This is a genomic window from Klebsiella sp. C360 (assembly GCF_048822415.1).
GTDB classification, from domain to species: domain Bacteria; phylum Pseudomonadota; class Gammaproteobacteria; order Enterobacterales; family Enterobacteriaceae; genus Klebsiella; species Klebsiella quasipneumoniae.
Genome location: NZ_JBMEZZ010000008.1, coordinates 41,226 through 60,166 on the forward strand (window position 1 = coordinate 41,226; position 18,941 = coordinate 60,166).

The 18,941-nt window shown below is 57.4% G+C and carries 19 protein-coding genes and 1 pseudogene; 11 read left to right on the top strand and 9 right to left on the bottom strand.

The window, feature by feature from the left end; all coding sequences use genetic code 11:
- Positions 1–130: 130 nt before the first annotated feature.
- Positions 131–2,041 carry an ATP-dependent DNA helicase gene (locus ACOI7D_RS19750; RefSeq protein ID WP_004175456.1) on the bottom strand — a complete coding sequence of 637 codons (1,911 nt, stop codon included), beginning with the start codon at positions 2,039–2,041 and terminating at the stop codon, positions 131–133.
- A gap of 131 nt (positions 2,042–2,172) precedes the next feature.
- Between ACOI7D_RS19750 and ACOI7D_RS19755 the strand changes: the two genes are divergently transcribed.
- Positions 2,173–2,517: a RidA family protein gene (locus ACOI7D_RS19755; RefSeq protein WP_002910910.1), complete on the top strand. Its 345-nt coding sequence runs from the start codon at positions 2,173–2,175 to the stop codon at positions 2,515–2,517.
- On the opposite strand, the gene ACOI7D_RS19760 is transcribed toward ACOI7D_RS19755, so the two are convergent.
- Positions 2,518–2,703, bottom strand: coding sequence for a YoaH family protein (locus ACOI7D_RS19760; RefSeq protein WP_004203339.1), 186 nt, complete (start codon positions 2,701–2,703; stop codon positions 2,518–2,520).
- 88 nt (positions 2,704–2,791) lie between these two features.
- Between ACOI7D_RS19760 and pabB the strand changes: the two genes are divergently transcribed.
- The 4 genes from pabB (at position 2,792) to ACOI7D_RS19780 (ending at position 8,002) form a co-directional block, all read left to right on the top strand.
- The gene (gene pabB, locus ACOI7D_RS19765; RefSeq protein ID WP_060591660.1) at positions 2,792–4,147 is read left to right on the top strand and encodes an aminodeoxychorismate synthase component 1; all 1,356 of its coding nucleotides are present in this window, start codon (positions 2,792–2,794) and stop codon (positions 4,145–4,147) included.
- Positions 4,148–4,150: 3 nt separating this feature from the next.
- Complete coding sequence (locus tag ACOI7D_RS19770) at positions 4,151–4,729, top strand: CoA pyrophosphatase (RefSeq protein ID WP_023290215.1); 579 nt, start codon at positions 4,151–4,153, stop codon at positions 4,727–4,729.
- A gap of 162 nt (positions 4,730–4,891) precedes the next feature.
- The gene (gene sdaA / locus ACOI7D_RS19775) at positions 4,892–6,256 is read left to right on the top strand and encodes an L-serine ammonia-lyase (RefSeq protein ID WP_004203344.1); all 1,365 of its coding nucleotides are present in this window, start codon (positions 4,892–4,894) and stop codon (positions 6,254–6,256) included.
- Between the two features lie 189 nt (positions 6,257–6,445).
- Positions 6,446–8,002, top strand: a complete 1,557-nt coding sequence (locus tag ACOI7D_RS19780; protein WP_060591662.1) for an EAL domain-containing protein — start codon at positions 6,446–6,448, stop codon at positions 8,000–8,002.
- A gap of 36 nt (positions 8,003–8,038) precedes the next feature.
- On the opposite strand, the gene yoaE is transcribed toward ACOI7D_RS19780, so the two are convergent.
- Positions 8,039–9,598: a CNNM family cation transport protein YoaE gene (yoaE, locus tag ACOI7D_RS19785; RefSeq protein WP_023290217.1), complete on the bottom strand. Its 1,560-nt coding sequence runs from the start codon at positions 9,596–9,598 to the stop codon at positions 8,039–8,041.
- Between the two features lie 446 nt (positions 9,599–10,044).
- Here yoaE and manX point away from each other — a divergent pair, with 446 nt between their 5' ends.
- The 5 genes from manX to mntP all read left to right on the top strand — a co-directional run bounded on the left by manX (position 10,045) and on the right by mntP (position 14,244).
- A complete protein-coding gene (gene manX / locus ACOI7D_RS19790; protein ID WP_004203357.1) occupies positions 10,045–11,016 on the top strand; it encodes a PTS mannose transporter subunit IIAB in 972 nt (323 codons plus the stop codon).
- A 56-nt stretch (positions 11,017–11,072) separates the two neighbouring features.
- Positions 11,073–11,873, top strand: a complete 801-nt coding sequence (locus tag ACOI7D_RS19795) for a PTS mannose/fructose/sorbose transporter subunit IIC (protein ID WP_004203359.1) — start codon at positions 11,073–11,075, stop codon at positions 11,871–11,873.
- 12 nt (positions 11,874–11,885) lie between these two features.
- The gene (locus ACOI7D_RS19800; RefSeq protein WP_004145526.1) at positions 11,886–12,737 is read left to right on the top strand and encodes a PTS mannose transporter subunit IID; all 852 of its coding nucleotides are present in this window, start codon (positions 11,886–11,888) and stop codon (positions 12,735–12,737) included.
- A 62-nt stretch (positions 12,738–12,799) separates the two neighbouring features.
- Positions 12,800–13,258 carry a DUF986 family protein gene (locus ACOI7D_RS19805; protein WP_023290218.1) on the top strand — a complete coding sequence of 153 codons (459 nt, stop codon included), beginning with the start codon at positions 12,800–12,802 and terminating at the stop codon, positions 13,256–13,258.
- A 419-nt stretch (positions 13,259–13,677) separates the two neighbouring features.
- On the top strand, positions 13,678–14,244 hold the full coding sequence (mntP, locus tag ACOI7D_RS19810) for a manganese efflux pump MntP (protein ID WP_023290219.1): 567 nt from the start codon (positions 13,678–13,680) through the stop codon (positions 14,242–14,244).
- 3 nt (positions 14,245–14,247) lie between these two features.
- Here the strand turns inward: mntP and rlmA are convergent, their stop codons facing one another.
- The 6 genes and pseudogenes from rlmA to mgrB form a co-directional block, all read right to left on the bottom strand.
- Entirely contained in the window at positions 14,248–15,042 is a 795-nt protein-coding gene (rlmA, locus tag ACOI7D_RS19815) for a 23S rRNA (guanine(745)-N(1))-methyltransferase (protein WP_023290220.1), read from the bottom strand.
- A 61-nt stretch (positions 15,043–15,103) separates the two neighbouring features.
- The gene (gene ftsI / locus ACOI7D_RS19820; protein ID WP_244341696.1) at positions 15,104–16,852 is read right to left on the bottom strand and encodes a peptidoglycan glycosyltransferase FtsI; all 1,749 of its coding nucleotides are present in this window, start codon (positions 16,850–16,852) and stop codon (positions 15,104–15,106) included.
- Between the two features lie 187 nt (positions 16,853–17,039).
- A complete protein-coding gene (gene cspE, locus ACOI7D_RS19825; RefSeq protein WP_001062678.1) occupies positions 17,040–17,249 on the bottom strand; it encodes a transcription antiterminator/RNA stability regulator CspE in 210 nt (69 codons plus the stop codon).
- A gap of 85 nt (positions 17,250–17,334) precedes the next feature.
- Positions 17,335–17,406, bottom strand: a pseudogene (locus ACOI7D_RS19830) (DUF2627 domain-containing protein); the annotation flags it as partial.
- 623 nt (positions 17,407–18,029) lie between these two features.
- Complete coding sequence (locus ACOI7D_RS19835) at positions 18,030–18,320, bottom strand: YebO family protein (RefSeq protein ID WP_023290222.1); 291 nt, start codon at positions 18,318–18,320, stop codon at positions 18,030–18,032.
- A gap of 74 nt (positions 18,321–18,394) precedes the next feature.
- Positions 18,395–18,538, bottom strand: a complete 144-nt coding sequence (gene mgrB, locus ACOI7D_RS19840) for a PhoP/PhoQ regulator MgrB (protein WP_002911375.1) — start codon at positions 18,536–18,538, stop codon at positions 18,395–18,397.
- 159 nt (positions 18,539–18,697) lie between these two features.
- Between mgrB and ACOI7D_RS19845 the strand changes: the two genes are divergently transcribed.
- A complete protein-coding gene (locus ACOI7D_RS19845) occupies positions 18,698–18,937 on the top strand; it encodes a YobH family protein (protein ID WP_023290223.1) in 240 nt (79 codons plus the stop codon).
- The last annotated feature ends 4 nt before the right edge of the window (positions 18,938–18,941 follow it).

The window sequence follows — 18,941 nt, forward strand, 5'->3', positions numbered from 1 at the left end:
CGTTACATAGTTCAGGCCTTCAGGCAGCCTGTTTACCGGCAGACGGTCAATCCGTCGCCACACCGCCCGAAGTCTAGTGGAAACCGCTAATTAACAAAATGGCGCGCAGCTTAACACATTTTAGGGCGGATTACCTTGCCGGCGGCACGGCGAGGAAGCGCACCGCCCGGCGGATATCGCGGGTCCGCGGCGCGGGCGGCAGGCTGGCCAGGAACACCGCGCCGTAAGGGCGCATCACCAGCCGGTTGTCACAGATAACCAGCACCCCACGGTCGTCGATATCGCGGATCAGCCGGCCCACCCCCTGCTTGAGGGTGATCACCGCGTCCGGGAGCTGCACTTCATCGAACGGATCGCCGCCGCGTAGCCGGCAATCTTCCATCCGCGCTTTCAGCAGCGGGTCGTCCGGCGAGGTAAACGGCAGCTTATCGATGATCACCAGCGACAGCGCGTCTCCGCGCACATCGACCCCTTCCCAGAAGCTGCTGGTGGCCACCAGCAGGGCGTTGCCGGCGCTGACGAACTGCTGCAGCAGCTGGCCTTTACTGGTCTCCCCCTGCAGCAGCACCGGCAGGGTCATGGTGGCGCGGAACTGCTCCGCCAGATCGCGCATCATGGCGTGCGAAGTACACAGCATAAAGCAGCGACCGTCGTTAGCCTCGATCAGCGGTTTAAGCATGGCCGCCAGATGGCGCGCCGCGCCGGGCTGGTTCGGCAGCGGTAGATTACGCGGTACGCAGAGCAGCGCCTGATGCTGATAGTCAAAGGGGCTAGGCAGCAGCAGAGTCTGCGCCTCGTCGATCCCCAGCCGGGCGGTGAAGTGGTGGAGATCGTCATTTACCGACAGTGTCGCCGAGGTAAAGATCCAGCTTCCCGACTTCTGCGCCATCACCTCTTTAAACTTCTCGGCCACGGTCAACGGCGTCAGCGCAAGGGTAAAGTGGCGCGAGGTGCACTCATACCAGTAGCTGTAGCCCGGCTGATTGATCTCTTTCAGCCGCTTCAGACGCCCGCGATAAAGCGTGGCGCGCTCAAAGGCGGCGTCGAGCAGCGCCGAGCGCCCCAGCGAAAGTTTGGCGACGTCGTAACACAGTTCAAGAGCATCATCGAGCAGCAGCAGCGCCCGCTGAATGTGGCTGTCCGCCAGCAGCTCGCGCAGGTTGCCGCGGTAGCCCGGGTCCCCCAGCTGCAGGCGAAAATCCTGGGCGCTTTGCGCGAGGCGGTCGGCGCATTTTTGCAGCTGCTGGGTGTCTTTCAGTTCGGTGCGGTAAGCAATGGTGATGTCTTTCGCCAGATCCAGCAGCTGGCGGCTGGAGAGCGACTGGCCAAAGTACTGGCTGGCGATATCCGGCAGCTGATGGGCTTCGTCGAAGATCATCACCTCCGCCTCGGGGATCAGTTCGGCGAAGCCGCTCTCTTTGACCACCATATCGGCAAGAAACAGATGATGGTTGACCACCACCACGTCGGCATCCATCGCTTTTTTACGCGCCTTCACCACGAAGCAATCTTTATACAGCGGGCAGTCGCTGCCGAGGCAGTTATCGTTGGTGCTGGTGACCAGCGGCCAGGCCTGGGAATCTTCCGCCACGCTGGCGCAGGTGCTGATATCGCCATCCTGGGTTTGGTTCGACCAGGAGCGCAGGAGGATCACGTCGCTGAGGGTTTGCACCGGCAGATCGCCGCCAGCCAGCGCCTGCTGTTCCAGGCGTTCGAGGCACAGGTAGTTGGAGCGCCCTTTTAGCAGCGCCAGTTTGCCGGTGAATTTGAGCGCTTTGGCGACGGTGGGCAGATCGCGGCTGTAGAGCTGATCCTGCAGCGCTTTCGACCCGGTGGAGATAATCACCTTTTTTTTCGCCCGCAGCGCCGGCGCCAGGTAAGCGTAGGTTTTACCGGTTCCGGTCCCCGCTTCCACCACCAGCGGCCGGGAGGCCTCAATCGCTTCGCTGACCGCCACCGCCATCTGGCGCTGCGGCTCGCGCGGTTTAAATCCCGGTATGGCTTTGGCTAGCTGGCCGTCTGCTGCAAAATCGTCGATCACATTGCCCCCTGGTTATTTGGACAGTGATTATGTCAGGGAGGACGGCGTTTCGCCAGTCCGGGTAGTGACGCGAGCGGAACATTATGGCAGTCTTGCCGCTGCCGAATGGAATGCTCAAAGAGGAATGAGAAATGACAATTACGCGTATTGATGCCGAAGCCCGCTGGTCAGATGTAGTGATCCACAATCAGACCCTTTACTACACCGGCGTACCGGCGAATCTTGATGCCGATGCCTTCGAGCAGACCGCCAACACCCTGGCGCAGATTGACGCGGTGCTGGAAAAACAGGGCAGCGACAAGTCGCGTATTCTTGACGCCACTATTTTCCTTGCCGACAAAAGCGACTTTGCGGCGATGAATAAAGCCTGGGACGCCTGGGTGGTAGCCGGTCACGCCCCGGTGCGCTGCACGGTGGAAGCGACGCTGATGAACCCGCAATATAAAGTTGAAATCAAAATCATCGCCGCGGTGTAATTACTCGTCTTCGTCTTCATCTTCAAAGCGCGCGACGATCCGTTCGCCGGTATGCGTCGCGCGTAGCTCTTCCGCCACCAGGGCAATCGCCTGGCCGCTGCTCATCCCCTGGGCCATCAGTTCCTGGATACGTTCGACCGCTTTTTGCTGTTGCTCGTGGCTCAGCGAAGGTAAACCTGCAAACATCTTGTACTCCTGCTACATTGTGGGGCGTAATTATTTCACGCCGTCCCCGCCTACGCCAGAGGGACGGTAACGTTCAGGATCGAGAAAGATGTTGTCCCCCGCGATTATTACCCTGCCCTGGCGCCCGGATGCCGCCGAATACTATTTTACGCCGTTAAGCGCCACGCCCTGGGCGATGCTGCTGCATTCCGGCTTTGCCGACCATCCGCATAACCGTTTTGATATCCTGGTGGCGGCCCCGCGCGCCACGTTGCTGACGCGCGGTGAACAGACCTGGATCGATGACGGCGAGACCGTTTGTGTCTCGGCTGACGATCCGCTGCAACTGCTTCAGCAGCAGCTGGATCGTCAGCCGTTCACGCCGCAGCCCCATGAGGATCTGCCGTTTCTTGGCGGCGCGCTGGGGCTTTTCGGTTACGATCTGGGCCGCCGTTTTGAGCGACTTCCCGCTGCCGCGCAGGCCGATATCGCGCTGCCGGATATGGCGGTGGGGATTTATGACTGGGCGCTGATCGTCGACCATCAGCGCCAGCAGGTTTCGCTGCTCAGCTATGACGACCCGCAGCAGCGTCTGCAGTGGCTGGAGGCGCAAACGCCGGCGCCGGGTGAAACCTTCGCCCTGACCTCGGCCTGGCAGTCAAATATGAGCCGCCAGCAGTACGGCGAGAAATTTCGTCAGGTGCAGGCCTATCTGCGCAGCGGTGACTGCTATCAGGTCAACCTCGCCCAGCGTTTTCAGGCCCGCTACGTCGGGGATGAATGGCAGGCCTTCCGCCAGCTGAACGCCGCCAACCGCGCCCCCTTTAGCGCCTTCATCCGCCTTGCGGAAGGGGCGATTTTAAGCCTGTCGCCGGAGCGATTTATTCAGCTCCGCCAGGGTGAGATCCAGACGCGCCCGATTAAGGGCACCCTGCCGCGGCTCGATTCGCCGCTGGCGGATGCGCAGCAGGCGGAGAAGCTGGCGAACTCGCCGAAAGACCGCGCTGAGAATTTAATGATTGTCGACCTGATGCGCAACGACATCGGCCGCGTCGCCGTCCCGGGCAGCGTGCGGGTCCCCGAGCTGTTCGTCGTGGAGCCGTTCCCGGCGGTCCATCATCTGGTCAGCACCATCACCGCCCGCCTGCCGGCGACGCTTCATGCCAGCGATCTGCTGCGCGCCGCCTTCCCCGGAGGGTCGATCACCGGCGCGCCGAAGGTACGGGCGATGGAGATTATTGATGAACTGGAACCCCAGCGACGCAACGCCTGGTGCGGGAGCGTCGGCTATCTGAGCTATTGCGGCAATATGGATACCAGCATCACCATTCGCACCCTGACGGCCTGGCAGGGGCAACTGTATTGCTCCGCCGGAGGCGGTATCGTCGCGGACAGCGAGGAAGATGCGGAATATCAGGAAACTTTTGATAAAGTTAATCGTATCCTGCACCAACTGGAGAACTAGACCATGGCGGACCACGCCCTCAATCTGGATGATTTTCTGTCCCGCTTCCAGCTGCTGCGCCCTCAGCCTTCGCGCCATGCGCTCAATCAGCGGCAGGCGGCGGTACTGGTGCCGATCGTGCGCCGGCCGCAGCCTGGCCTGCTGCTGACCCAGCGCTCGCCGCTGCTGCGCAAGCACGCCGGCCAGGTCGCCTTTCCCGGCGGGGCGGTCGATAATACCGATGCGACCCTTATCGCCGCCGCTCTGCGCGAAGCCCAGGAAGAGGTGGCGATCCCGCCGGAGACGGTTGAGGTGATTGGCGTTCTGCCGCCGGTGGACAGCGTCACCGGCTTCCAGGTGACGCCGGTGGTGGGTATTATTCCGCCGGATCTGCACTATCACGCCAGCCAGGACGAAGTCTCCGCGGTATTTGAAATGCCGCTCGCCGAGGCCCTGCGCCTCGGGCGCTATCATCCGCTCGATATCCACCGCCGGGGCAACGACCACCGCGTCTGGCTCTCCTGGTACCAGCATTATTTTGTCTGGGGGATGACCGCCGGGATCATTCGCGAGCTGGCGCTGCAGATAGGCGCGCGCCCTTAGCTATACTGATTATGAGAGGGCGCTCTCACTATTAGTAAAATCGCGGTTATCCATTAGTTTAATTCATGTGAATAGTTGAACTGACAGGGCGCTTCCCTCTTACACTATGCGCAGTTATTACATCGTTACCGCACCCGCGGTAACCCTGTCAGGAGTATTATCGTGATTAGTCTATTCGACATGTTCAAGGTGGGGATTGGTCCCTCATCTTCCCACACTGTTGGCCCGATGAAGGCCGGTAAACAGTTCGTCGATGACCTGGTCGAAAAAGGATTGCTTAATGCAGTGACCCGCGTGGCGGTTGACGTCTACGGTTCGCTGTCATTAACCGGCAAAGGCCACCATACGGACATCGCCATTATCATGGGACTGGCGGGCAATCAGCCCGATACGGTCGATATAGACGCGATACCGGCATTTATCCGTGACGTCGAGACACGCGGCCGTCTGCTGCTGGCCAACGGTCAGCACGAAGTCGACTTCCCGGCGGATGACGGCATGCGTTTTCGCAGCGACAATCTGCCGCTGCACGAAAACGGCATGACCATTCATGCCTGGGCCGGCGAGAAAGAGATCTACTGCAAGACCTATTACTCGATTGGCGGCGGCTTTATCGTCGATGAAGAGCACTTCGGCAAAGAGAACGCCAACGAACTGCAGGTGCCCTACCCGTTTAAATCGGCGCAGGAAATGCTGGCCTACTGCAAAGAGACCGGCCTGTCGCTCTCCGGGATGGTGATGCAGAACGAGCTGGCGCTGCACAGCAAAAAAGAGATCGAGGACTATTTCGCTAATGTCTGGCAGACCATGCGCGCCTGTATCGACCGCGGCATGAACACCGAAGGCGTGCTGCCTGGCCCGCTGCGCGTGCCGCGTCGCGCCTCGGCGCTGCGTCGTCTGCTGGTGGCCAGCGATAAGCTCTCCAGCGATCCGATGAACGTCGTTGACTGGGTCAACATGTTCGCGCTGGCGGTCAATGAAGAGAACGCCGCCGGCGGTCGCGTGGTGACCGCGCCGACCAACGGCGCCTGCGGCATCGTTCCGGCGGTACTCGCCTATTACGATCACTTTATCGAATCCGTCAGCCCGGAGATCTATATCCGCTACTTTATGGCCTGCGGTGCGATCGGCGCGCTGTACAAGATGAATGCCTCCATTTCCGGCGCCGAAGTCGGCTGTCAGGGCGAAGTGGGCGTCGCCTGCTCGATGGCGGCGGCGGGTCTGGCTGAACTGCTCGGCGCCAGCCCGGAGCAGGTCTGCGTGGCGGCGGAGATCGGTATGGAACACAACCTCGGCCTGACCTGCGACCCGGTCGCCGGCCAGGTACAGGTGCCGTGCATAGAACGTAACGCCATCGCCTCCGTGAAAGCGATCAACGCCGCGCGGATGGCGATGCGCCGCACCAGCGAACCGCGCGTCTCGCTCGATAAAGTGATCGAGACCATGTACGAAACCGGCAAAGACATGAACGCCAAGTACCGCGAAACCTCGCGAGGCGGCCTGGCGATTAAAGTTCAGTGTGACTAACATGTTGGCTTTCGCCTGCCGCCTCCCGGGGCGCAGGCGCGGAGCGAGGGTAACTAAAAGCCCCTGCCTTCCTGATGCGCCCTCCGTGGCGCATTTTCTTTTTTCTATACCTGGCGATATTCTGCCACTACAATTGCTCTATTAAATAAGCCACGCTTAACCTCTCGTCCTGTCGACAGGGTGTCGCACATGCAGACTGCACAAAAAGTCATTACGGCCTATCGCCGCAAACGCATTATAGTCTGCCTGCTGGTCGCCCTGGTGACCCTGGGCGCCACCTTAGCCATTCGATTTATTTCGCAGCGTAGCGAAAATGAAGACTATATCCGCACGGCCGCCAGCCAGCGGGTGGCGGCGCTGAATAACATCCTGCGCCCGCTGAGCGCGGAGCGCACCACCCTGCTTCCTCTGGTGGGCAAACGCTGCCCGGATATCCATCTGACCCTGCGCAAAATGGCAGCCTCGTTGCAGACCGTTCGTTCCGTCGTCCTCGTGAAGGACGGTATCGTTTACTGTTCGAGTATTTTCGGGCAACGGCAGGCGGATTTACACCAGCTGCAGCCCTCGCTGCCAGCCCCCCATCCCTTATTGCTCTTTTCAACCGAAAAATCGCTGCTTAAAGGGACGCCGGTATTGATCCAGTGGTACCCCACCCCGGAAAGCGGCCAGGACGGCGTGATGTTGATTGTCAATATCGAGCTGCTGGGGACCTTAATTCTCAACGAAAAATCATCCCTGATAAGCGACGTCAGCCTGCAGGTTGGCGATCGTTATTTTAGCAGCCGCGATGGGCTTCTCGATAAAACGCATACTCCGCAGGGAACGGTGATTTATCGCCAACGCTCTAGCGAGTTTCCGTTTACCATCAACATCAGCGGCCCTGGCGCCTCGACAATCGCCCTCGAAGAACTGCCCGGCGAGCTGCCGCTGGCGCTGATCTTCAGCCTGCTAATGACCGGCATCGCCTGGCTGGCCACCGCCGGAAGAATGAGCTTCTCGCGGGAGATAAGCCTCGGTATTTCCGCCCGGGAGTTTGCCCTCTGGTGCCAGCCGCTGCAGGATGCGCGCAGCGGCCGCTGCTGCGGGGTGGAGATCCTGCTGCGCTGGAACAACCCTCGCCGCGGAGCGATTTCGCCGGAGGTGTTTATTCCCATCGCCGAAGGGGACAATCTGATCATCCCCCTCACCCGCTACGTCATTGCCGAAACCGCCCGCCGTCTGGATGTTTTTCCCAGCGACCGCCAATTTCATATCGCCATTAACGTCGCTGCCCGCCACTTCACCAACGGCTTACTGCTGCATGACCTGCATAATTACTGGTTCAGCATGAACCCGGTACAACAGCTGGTGGTCGAGCTGACCGAACGCGATGTCCTGCAGGATGGCGACCAGCATATGGCCGAAGATCTGCACCTGAAAGGCGTACAGCTGGCGATCGATGACTTTGGCACCGGCAACAGTTCGCTCTCATGGCTGGAAAAACTGCGCCCGGACGTGCTGAAGATTGACCGCTCGTTTACCAGCTCGGTGGGGATAGACAGCGTCAATGCCACGGTGACCGATATCATTATCTCCCTCGCCAACCGGCTGAATATTATTACCGTTGCCGAAGGGGTGGAGACGCTGGAGCAGGAAAGCTACCTCAGAAACCACGGCGTCGATGTGCTGCAGGGGTTTTATTATGCGCGGCCGATGCCGGTGGAGGCGTTCCCGGCGTGGCTGGCCAGTCAAGAGGCAACAGAATAACTCGCCGGCCCCCACGGGGACCGGCGCGCAGGACGATTACTCTTCTTCGTCGCTCGGCGGACGGGTGACCACCGCGCGAACCAGATCGACCCGGTAGTCATTCGCTTCCACCACGGTGAAATGCAGCGGCGGCAGCGACACCACGTCGCCAATGCGCGGGATATGGCCATTGGCGGAGATCACCAGACCGGCAACGGTGGCAATATCCTCATCGTCATTGATCAGCGGATCCAGCCCCAGCGCCTGCTGCAGCGCATGCAGGTCGGTCGACCCCTTAATAAGCCAGCCGTCGCCATCGATAACGATCTCCGGCGTCTCATCGGCGTCCGGGAATTCACCGGCGATCGCTTCCAGGACGTCCAGCGGCGTCACCAGCCCCTGCACCACGCCAAATTCATTGGTCACGATGACGAAACTGCCGCGCGCGCGACGCAGGACGCCGAGCAGATTGATCGGGTCCAGCGTTTCAGGCACCACAATCGCCGGAGAGGCGGAGGCCAGCGCCGCGACGTTTTCGCCCGACTCCAGGGCCACCAGCATCTCTTTCGCCCGCACGATGCCAATGATTTCGTCCAGTTCTCCGCGGCAGACCGGGAACAGGCTGTGCGGCGACGAAAGCAGCTGACGGCGAATTTCATCTTCACTCTGCTCAGCGTCCACCCAGCTGATTTCCCCGCGCGGGGTCATGATGCTGCGCAGAGAGCGCTGAGCCAGCGTCAGCACGCCGTTAATCATGTAGCGCTCTTCTTCCGCAAAGGCGCCCTCCGGTACCGGCACCGACGCCGGGCTGTCGGCGTCATGGTTGACGGAGGCCTGTTTACGGCCGCCCATCAGGCGCAGGATCGCATCCGCGGTACGGGCGCGCAGCGGCAGCGTCGACTGGTGACGAACAAAGTTGCGGCGCGCCACCTGGTTAAAGAACTCAATGATGATCGAGAAACCGATCGCCGCGTACAGGTACCCTTTCGGAATATGGAAGCCAAACCCTTCCGCCACCAGGCTCAGGCCGATCATCAACAGGAAGCTCAGACAGAGCACCACCACCGTCGGGTGCTGGTTGACAAAGCGCGTCAACGGCTTCGACGCCAGCAGCATCATAATCATCGCGATCACGACCGCCGCCATCATCACCGGCAGATGGTTCACCATCCCGACCGCAGTGATCACCGCATCCAGAGAGAAGACAGCATCCAGCACCACGATCTGCAGTACCACCACCCAGAAACTGGCATAGCCTTTCCCGTGCCCGGCGTCATGCTGGCGGTTTTCCAGCCGTTCATGCAGCTCGGTTGTCGCCTTGAACAGCAAGAAGATCCCGCCGAGCAGCATGATGAGGTCACGCCCGGAAAAGGAGAAATCGGCGATAGTAATCAGCGGTTTAGTCAGCGTCACCATCCAGGAGATCACCGACAGCAGCCCCAGGCGCATCACCAGCGCCAGCGACAGGCCGATCAGTCGCGCTTTATCACGCTGCTTCGGCGGCAGCTTGTCCGCCAGGATGGCAATAAACACCAGGTTATCGATACCGAGCACAATTTCCAGAACGATAAGCGTCAACAGGCCGGCCCAGATTGAGGGATCCATTAACAATTCCATGTGCGACTCCGGTTAGCGGCAACGTCAGTCATCGCCATGTCATGCGCGGACGCGACAATAGATGCTGAGAGATAAGCGTGATGCGTGGAGGTGGCAACCAGGTGCCAGAAAGTGAAAAGACGTCGATGACGGTCCATACTGCGGGCTATGCCCTATACTCCTGAGTAATTAAACGGAAGTTAAACATAGCAAAATATAGATCGAAATTGGAAAAGATTTACCTGAATTTGCAATAACTAAGGCTATTTTTTGCGCTGCAAAATTATTACCAGGCGATGCCTGATTAACGGATCTTCATCACATTAATTATTTTTTCACTGTCTAAAATAATTCGCGGTAGTAACTATTTTCTATCTTACACCCTAACTGAATCGATTTTGTCCTCAAGAGTGATTCAGGATGTATCAAAGCAGATGATGCATTCACGATAATAAAGGAGGTAGCAAGTGACGATTGCTATTGTAATAGGCACACATGGTTGGGCTGCAGAACAGCTGCTGAAAACAGCAGAGATGCTGTTGGGCGAGCAGGAAAACGTTGGCTGGATCGATTTCGTTCCGGGTGAAAACGCCGAAACGCTGATCGAGAAATACAATGCCCAGTTGGCAAAACTGGATACCAGTAAAGGCGTGCTGTTTCTCGTCGATACATGGGGAGGCAGCCCGTTCAACGCTGCGAGCCGCATTGTCGTCGATAAAGAGCATTACGAAGTCATCGCCGGCGTCAACATCCCGATGCTGGTGGAAACCTTCATGGCCCGCGATGACGATCCTTCCTTTGATGAGCTGGTCGCCTTAGCGGTAGAGACCGGCAGCGAAGGCGTGAAAGCGCTGAAGGCCAAACCGGTGGAAAAAGCGGCCCCTGCGCCCGCTCCTGCCGCGGCGCCAAAAGCCGCCGCCCCGGCCAAACCGATGGGCCCGAATGACTACATGGTCATTGGCCTTGCGCGTATCGACGACCGCCTGATCCATGGTCAGGTCGCCACCCGCTGGACCAAAGAGACCAACGTCACCCGCATCATCGTCGTCAGCGACGAAGTCGCCGCGGATACCGTGCGCAAAACCCTGTTGACCCAGGTTGCGCCGCCGGGCGTCACCGCCCACGTGGTGGACGTCGCCAAAATGATCCGCGTCTACAACAACCCGATGTACGCCGGACAGCGCGTGATGCTGCTGTTTACTAACCCGACCGACGTTGAGCGCGTCGTCGAGGGCGGCGTGAAAATCACCAGCGTCAACATCGGCGGTATGGCGTTCCGCCAGGGCAAAACCCAGGTTAACAACGCGATTTCGGTCGATGCCAAAGATATTGAGGCGTTTAACAAGCTGAACGCACGCGGTATCGAGCTGGAGGCACGTAAAGTGTCCACCGACCCGAAACTGAAAATGATGGATCTGATCGCCAAGGTTGATAAATAACCCGGACGATCGCGCCCCAGTTTTCACTTTAAGACTTAATCAACAGGAGAAGTACAATGGAGATTACCCTTCTTCAGATTGTGCTGGTGTTCATCGTCGCGTGTATTGCGGGTATGGAGTCGGTGCTTGATGAATTTCAGTTCCACCGTCCACTGGTCGCCTGTACGCTGATCGGCGCCGTTCTCGGCGATATGAAAACCGGTATTATCATCGGCGGTACGCTGGAAATGATCGCCCTGGGCTGGATGAACATCGGTGCGGCGGTTGCCCCTGATGCCGCGCTGGCGTCCATTATTTCCACCGTTCTGGTTATTGCCGGCCATCAGAGCATCGGCGCCGGCATCGCGCTGGCTATCCCGCTGGCGGCTGCAGGCCAGGTGCTGACCATCATCGTGCGTACCATCACCGTAGCCTTCCAGCACGCAGCGGATAAAGCGGCGGAGAATGGCAACCTGACCGCCCTGTCGTGGCTGCACGTCTCATCCCTGTTCCTGCAGGCGATGCGTATCGCTATCCCGGCCGTCATCGTGGCCATTTCCGTCGGTACCAGCGAAGTCCAGGGCCTGCTGAATGCGATCCCTGAAGTGGTTACCAGCGGCCTGAACATCGCCGGCGGCATGATCGTGGTTGTAGGTTACGCGATGGTCATCAATATGATGCGCGCGGGCTACCTGATGCCGTTCTTCTACCTCGGCTTCGTCACCGCCGCCTTCACCAACTTCAACCTGGTGGCCCTGGGCGTGATTGGCGCGGTCATGGCAATCCTCTACATCCAGCTGAGCCCGAAATATAACCGCGTCGCCGGTGCCCCGGCTCAGGCGGCTGGTAACAACGATCTCGATAACGAACTGGACTAACAGGTGAGCGAAATGGTTGATATGACTAAAAATACCACCGAGAAAAAACTCACTCAGAGTGATATTCGTGGCGTGTTCATTCGTTCTAACCTGTTCCAGGGTTCATGGAACTTCGAACGTATGCAGGCGCTGGGCTTCTGCTTCTCTATGGTTCCGGCGATTCGTCGTCTCTACCCGGAGAACAACGATGCGCGTAAGCAGGCGATTAAGCGTCACCTTGAGTTCTTCAATACCCATCCTTACGTTGCCGCGCCGGTACTGGGCGTAACGCTGGCGATGGAAGAACAGCGCGCCAATGGCGCAGAGATTGACGATGGCGCCATCAACGGCATCAAAGTCGGTCTGATGGGGCCGCTGGCCGGCGTCGGCGACCCGATCTTCTGGGGTACGGTGCGTCCGGTGTTCGCGGCCTTAGGCGCCGGGATCGCGATGAGCGGAAGCCTGCTCGGACCACTGCTGTTCTTTATCCTGTTCAACGCGGTGCGACTACTGACCCGCTACTATGGCGTCGCCTACGGTTACCGCAAAGGCGTGGACATCGTGAAAGATATGGGCGGCGGCTTCCTGCAGAAACTGACTGAGGGGGCGTCAATCCTCGGCCTGTTTGTCATGGGGGCGCTGGTTAACAAGTGGACGCACGTGAACATTCCGATGGTGGTGTCAAAAATCACCGGCTCTGACGGACAGGTTCACGTCACCACGGTGCAGACGATCCTCGACCAGCTGATGCCGGGCCTGGTACCGCTGCTGTTGACCTTCGCCTGTATGTGGCTGCTGCGTAAGAAAGTTAACCCGCTGTGGATCATCGTTGGCTTCTTTGTCATCGGTATCGCGGGCTACGCTGTCGGTCTGCTGGGTCTGTAATTTCCAGGTTGTACGCCGGGGGCTTGCCCCCGGCTTTTTTTTATCAGGAGGAACGCAAAGCAATGACATTCACGGACCTGGTGATCATCCTGTTTATCCTTGCGCTACTGGCCTACGCGGTGTATGACCAGTTTATTATGCCGAGGCGCAACGGCCCGGTGCTGCTGGCCATCCCCCTGCTTCGCCGCAGCCGCGTTGACGGCATGATCTTTGTCGGCCTCATCGCCATTCTGATCTATAACAACATCACCCAGCACGGCACCGCGATCACCACCTGGCTATTATCTGCGCTGGCGCTGATGGGACTCTATTTATTCTGGATCCGTACGCCGAAAATCATTTTTAAACCGCGCGGCTTTTTCTTCGCCAACGTGTGGATAGAATATCAGCGAATTAAAGAGATGAATTTATCCGAAGACGGCGTACTGGTGATGCAATTAGAGCAACGGCGGCTGCTGATTCGCGTACGAAATATCGACGATCTGGAGAAAATATACAAACTTCTCGTTTCAACTCAATGAGTTAAAAATATAGCCAACGCTATGTTTTTTCAGATTTCGTCTGGGGAATTATATAGCCATGGCTATATTTCCCCCTCTGCCCTTCTGTTTTTCATTAACTATTTATTTACTTATAAATTCAAATGAAAATCGTTATCATTTGGTTATTAAAATAGCGCTCTTCTGTTATTGTTTTATATTCTAAAAATATGTTAAGGTTGCGCCCGTCGTTGGGGAGTAGCCGATTTCCTGCCCGTCAGGAAATGTACGTGTCAACATACTCGTTGCAAAACGTGGCACGTACGGGTTGAAGTGATTCAATCAGGCGAGACCATAGATACATCACTGCTGTACGTATTGCTCAGCCATTGAGCGGCTCCGCGTATATTTACTGGGGGCAGCGATGTGTCATATGGATTATCCCCGGTCAGGACAGGCACATGAATTTATCCGCAACCCTTCTTCTCGCTTTCGGCATGTCTATGGACGCCTTCGCGGCCTCTATCGGCAAAGGCGCCACCCTGCATAAACCCAAATTCTCAGAAGCTGTACGCACCGGGCTGATTTTTGGCGCCATTGAAACCCTGACGCCGCTGGTCGGCTGGGGACTGGGCATGCTGGCCAGCCAGTTTGTGCTCGAGTGGAATCACTGGATTGCTTTTATTCTGCTGGTGTTTCTCGGCGGGCGGATGATTGTCGAAGGGCTTCGCGGCGATAGCGACGAGGCGTGCGAGGCGCCTCGCCGGCATGGCTTCTGGCTGCTGGTCACCACCGCCTTCGCCACCAGCCTTGACGCGATGGCCGTCGGCGTCGGTCTGGCCTTCCTGCAGGTCAGCATTGTGACCACCGCGCTGGCGATCGGCTGCGCCACCTTTATCATGTCGACGCTGGGGATTATGGTGGGTCGCTTTATCGGCCCGCTGCTGGGCAAACGGGCCGAAATTCTCGGCGGTATCGTACTGATTGGCATCGGCAGCGAAATTCTCTGGAGCCATTTCGCCGGTTAAGCTTTACTCCTCACGCTGCCAGCAATGGATCATAAAATCGGTCTGGCAGCCAAAGGTCGCCTGTTGACGCAGCGCGTCATGCACTTCGGCTTTGGCCCGCCACGCGAACGGCGTCATCTGCAGCAGGGCCTGCGCTTCACTTCCCGTCAGGGTCATCGGATAAGCCAGCTGCTGCTGAGCATCCAGGCGGAACCCCGGCATCGCTTCCGTCTTCAGCTCATGCAGGCGGATCTCATCGTAAATCAGCCCTTTCAGCTCCAGCAGATGGCGGGGTCCCGGCGTGGCAGTGATCACCCATCCGCCAGGCCGCACCACCCGCGCCAGCTCACCGGCGTTGCAGGGGGCGTAAATGCGCACCACCGCATCGAAGCTGTTATCGGAGAATGGCAGCCGCTGGCTGGAGGCGACGCAAAAATTCACCTGCGGGTAGCGTTTCGCCGCCGCGCGGATTGCCGGCTTCGACACGTCCAGCCCCCAGCTGCGGCTGGCGATGGCGGCAAATGCGTGGGTGTAATAGCCTTCGCCGCAGCCGATATCCAGTAATGCCTGAGGGGCAGCGTGCCGCAGTCGCTCAGCGATAGCGTCTCGCAGCGGCTGATAATGCCCGGCGTCGAGGAACGCCCGACGGGCCTGCATCATCTCAGCGCTGTCGCCGGGATCGCGCGACCGTTTGAACTGCACCGGTAGCAGATTGACGTACCCCTCTTTCGCCAGATCGAACTGGTGCCGCTGCGGGCAGGAATAGTGATTGTCGCTACGGCTGAGCGGCGCGTGGCAAAGGGGGCAACTGTATGACATGACGGCTCCGGTGTCGCTGAAAGGGCGAAAGTGTAGCGCTATTCGCCCCTGCAGACCACTGTTACAGCGCCGGCGCCAGCGGGTGGCTGTCGTGCATAACGATCAGATTCTCCGCCCCTTGTGGCATGCCGTCCGGCATGACGTTCTCCAGCCGCAGGACATCGCCCATAATCTGGCTGAATACCGGGGCGGAAACGGCCCCGCCGTAATAGGAGCCATTGCTCGGGTCGTTCATCACTACAACCAGCGCGAACTGCGGACGGCTGGCGGGCGCCACGCCGGCGGTATAGGCGACATATTTGTCGATATATTTGCCGTCCGGACCGATTTTCTTCGCCGTCCCCGTTTTTACCGCCACCCGGTAGTCGCGCACCGCCGCTTTGGTACCGCCCCCGCCCGGGAGCGCCACGCTCTCCATCATATGCTCCACGCTGTGAACAATATTCTCCGGCATTACGCGCGTGCCAATCACCGGCGGGTCGATGCGGGTGATCGACAACGGTCGTTGTATGCCGAAGCCGCCGATGGTGGCGTAAACGTGCGCCAGCTGGAGCGGGGTAACCATCAAACCATAGCCGAAAGCGAAGGTGGCGCGATCCAGTTGCCCCCAGTAACGACGATGCGGCATCAGCCCGGCGCTTTCGCCGGTCAACCCCAACCCCGTCGGCTCGCCGAAGCCGAAAGCCGTATAGGTGTCAATCAGATGCTGCACCGGCATGGCAAGCGAGAGATGCGATACGCCGGTATCGCTGGATTTCTGCAGGATGCCGGTCAGGCTCAGCTCCGGATAATAGCCGACATCGCGGATACGGTGGCCGTCGAGGACAAACGGATGAGTGTCCACGACGCTGTCCGGCTGGACAATCCCCTGCTGCAGCGCGGTCATGATCACCAGCGGTTTGACGGTCGACCCCGGCTCGAAGGTATCGCTGATGGCCCGGTTGCGAAAATCATCCAGCGTTGCGGCATCGCGATTGTTGGGATTGAAGTCCGGATAGCTGGCCATCGCCAGGATCTCGCCGGTATCGATTTTAATCAGCACCGCCGCCCCGGACTCGGCTTTATTCCAGCGAACAGCGTTGTCGAGGGCATCTTCCGTCACCGTCTGCAGGCGCTCATCGATACTCAGCTGCAGATTATGCGCCGGCACCGGCGGTACTTCGGTAATGTTCTCAATCACATTGCCATGTTTATCTTTCCGCACCAGACGTCGCCCGGGTTTACCGGTCAGCTGGGCGTTGAAGCTTTTCTCCACCCCTTCGATGCCCTGATTATCGACATTGGTAAAGCCCAGCAGATTGGCAGCCACATGGCCTGCCGGATAGAAACGCCGCGATTCATCGCGCAGGTAGACGCCTGGCAGATGCAGTTTATCAATCCACGCCGCCTGCTCGGGATTGATCTGCCGCGCCAGATAGAGAAAGAGGGCGTGAGGATGGCTCTGTACCCGCTGGGCCAGTTCCCCGAGGTTGAGATGCAGCGCTTCGGCCATCGCCTGCCAGCGGGGTCCGTAGCCGACGCCGCCCTTCTCCATGGTGGTCTGCGGGTCGATCCAGATTGCGCTGACCGGAACGCTCACCGCCAGCGGTCGTCCTTCCCGGTCGGTGATCATCCCCCGCTCAACCGCAACGGGCTCTTCGCGCAGAGAACGCATATCCTCTTGTTTTACCAGATTATCGGGGGAAATAATCTGCAGCCAGCCCACGCGGGCCAATAGCAGTCCCAGACAACCGAGTATGGCCACGCAGAGTAACCCGAAGCGAATCGGGGTAAAGCTGGCGGCGGACTTCATTTTTTTATTTAGCACCATAGCTCCGGCATTGTTTTGCAACCAACTGATTTAACAGAAAATTAGCAAAACAGACTGCTACACAATGCTAATAAAGTTGAGTATTTGCAACAAGACGCGACGAGAGGGGGAAAAATGACATGCTTTGCAATAAAAACGCAAAAGCCCCGCGCAGGCGAGGCTTTTATACAAGAAGAGTGGTCTTGTATCAGATAGCAGTTACGTTAACTGCAGCCGGACCTTTCTGGCCGTCCTGAATTTCGAACTCAACGTTCTGGCCTTCAGCCAGAGTTTTGAAGCCGTTACCCTGGATAGCGGAGAAGTGTACGAACACGTCTTTGCTGCCATCAGCCGGAGTAATGAAACCAAAACCTTTAGACTCGTTGAACCACTTAACTTGACCTTTAATCTTTGCCATTTGCAAAATTCCTTAGACTGTTTTCTTCGCCTGCTGGCGTTTACATAGATAAAACTGACACATAACTGCATGAGGCACTAATTTAAGGTTCGGCAGAGAAGCGGTATTCAACGACAACGTGTTTACTCAGGACTTCTTTACTGAAAATGCCACACATAAACAGAACTGTACCTCGTTTAACCCGAAAGGTGTTATCACACACTACGTAAATAATGGCAAGCCATTTTTAAACGTGTCTCGATCGTTCGCACAAATTATAAGGTAATCCTTTGATCGCCTGCACATTTATGCGTGTTTGTCGCCCCTGGCAAGGCGCTATGGCGTTTATCAATAACGCAATAGCGCAGCCCGGTAACGGCAACTTTTTTACCATAGCTCAACAACTTCGCTTCGTCCAGGTATGTCCGTATACGAACTGCCAGTATACGGGCGACTGGCGGGCCATGATGAATATTGATGCGCAAAATTCGTTATAACCCCAGACGAAAAATCGCTAAAGCCACGCCAGTGTAGTGATAATAAAACCTGTTAGTCGTCACGCTAAAAATAGTGCTAATTCTGCACCTTAATAATGAAAAAAAGATGACAGCGTCACATTATCCAACAATAAACGCGGCGGGGATCACTTTATTTACAGCGTGTAAAAAAGAGGATAGTACATTGAGAAAGGAATAATGGAATAATGGAATAATGGAATAATGGAATAATGGAATAAGAATAAGATATTACCGACCGCTATCATGCAGGTGCGCATCTTATGATGCACACCTGTCGAGGTACTTAGCGCTCTGCCACCAGGCGGATAAACTCGTCCTCCCCTTTCGCCTTACCGGCGACGGTCGGCTCAGCCACGTCCTCTTTTTCCGGCGCACTGGCTTCGCACAGGCGACGTAGCAGCGCATTCTGCCGCTTTTGCTGATCCAACAGCGCCTGCAGCAGTTCTATCTGCTCATTCGCCCGCGAGCTGGCGCGGTTGACGAAGAACCATAACAACAGACCGACAAGCAGCAACGCCACAGACACGGCCAGCGATGCCAGATTTAAGATCCCAGGATTTAGTAACTCACTCATTTCACCACCTCAAAGAGAAGGCGTTCATTCTACCACCCGCGGCGCAGAAGGAAATCAGTCGTCAGAAAAATGTCTTACCACGGGATAAATTTATTGATAGTGCAAATGCCGCTGAAAAACTGAACATCCTGGTCGCACATTACGTTAAGCATCTGAGTCCACAGCAACAGGCAGCCTGCTATGATGACTATCAGTAAAACCCACCGTAATTTTTTCACTCCACTCTCCGCATCAGTACTTTATGTCGCCAGGATAACACGGCCTTCTTAAACCGCGGCTAACTGTAATACGAAAGGCAAGTTTAGGAATCATCGACTTGTTTCAAAACGTGTTCGTGTCAAAATCACGGCAAGGATCTTACAAATAATGAGGCATCAATGCGATTAATCATTCGTACTATTGTCGTAGTGGCTATCTTATGGATTGGCGTATTATTAAGCGGCTACGGGGTATTATTCCACAGTGAAGAAAACGTCGGCGGTCTGGGCCTGAAGTGTCAATATCTCACCGCCCGTGGGGTCAGTACCGCACTTTATGTGCATTCCAATAGCGGCGTGATCGGCGTCAGCAGCTGCCCGCTGCTGCGTAAAAGCGCAACCGTCGTCGATAACGGCTAAGATC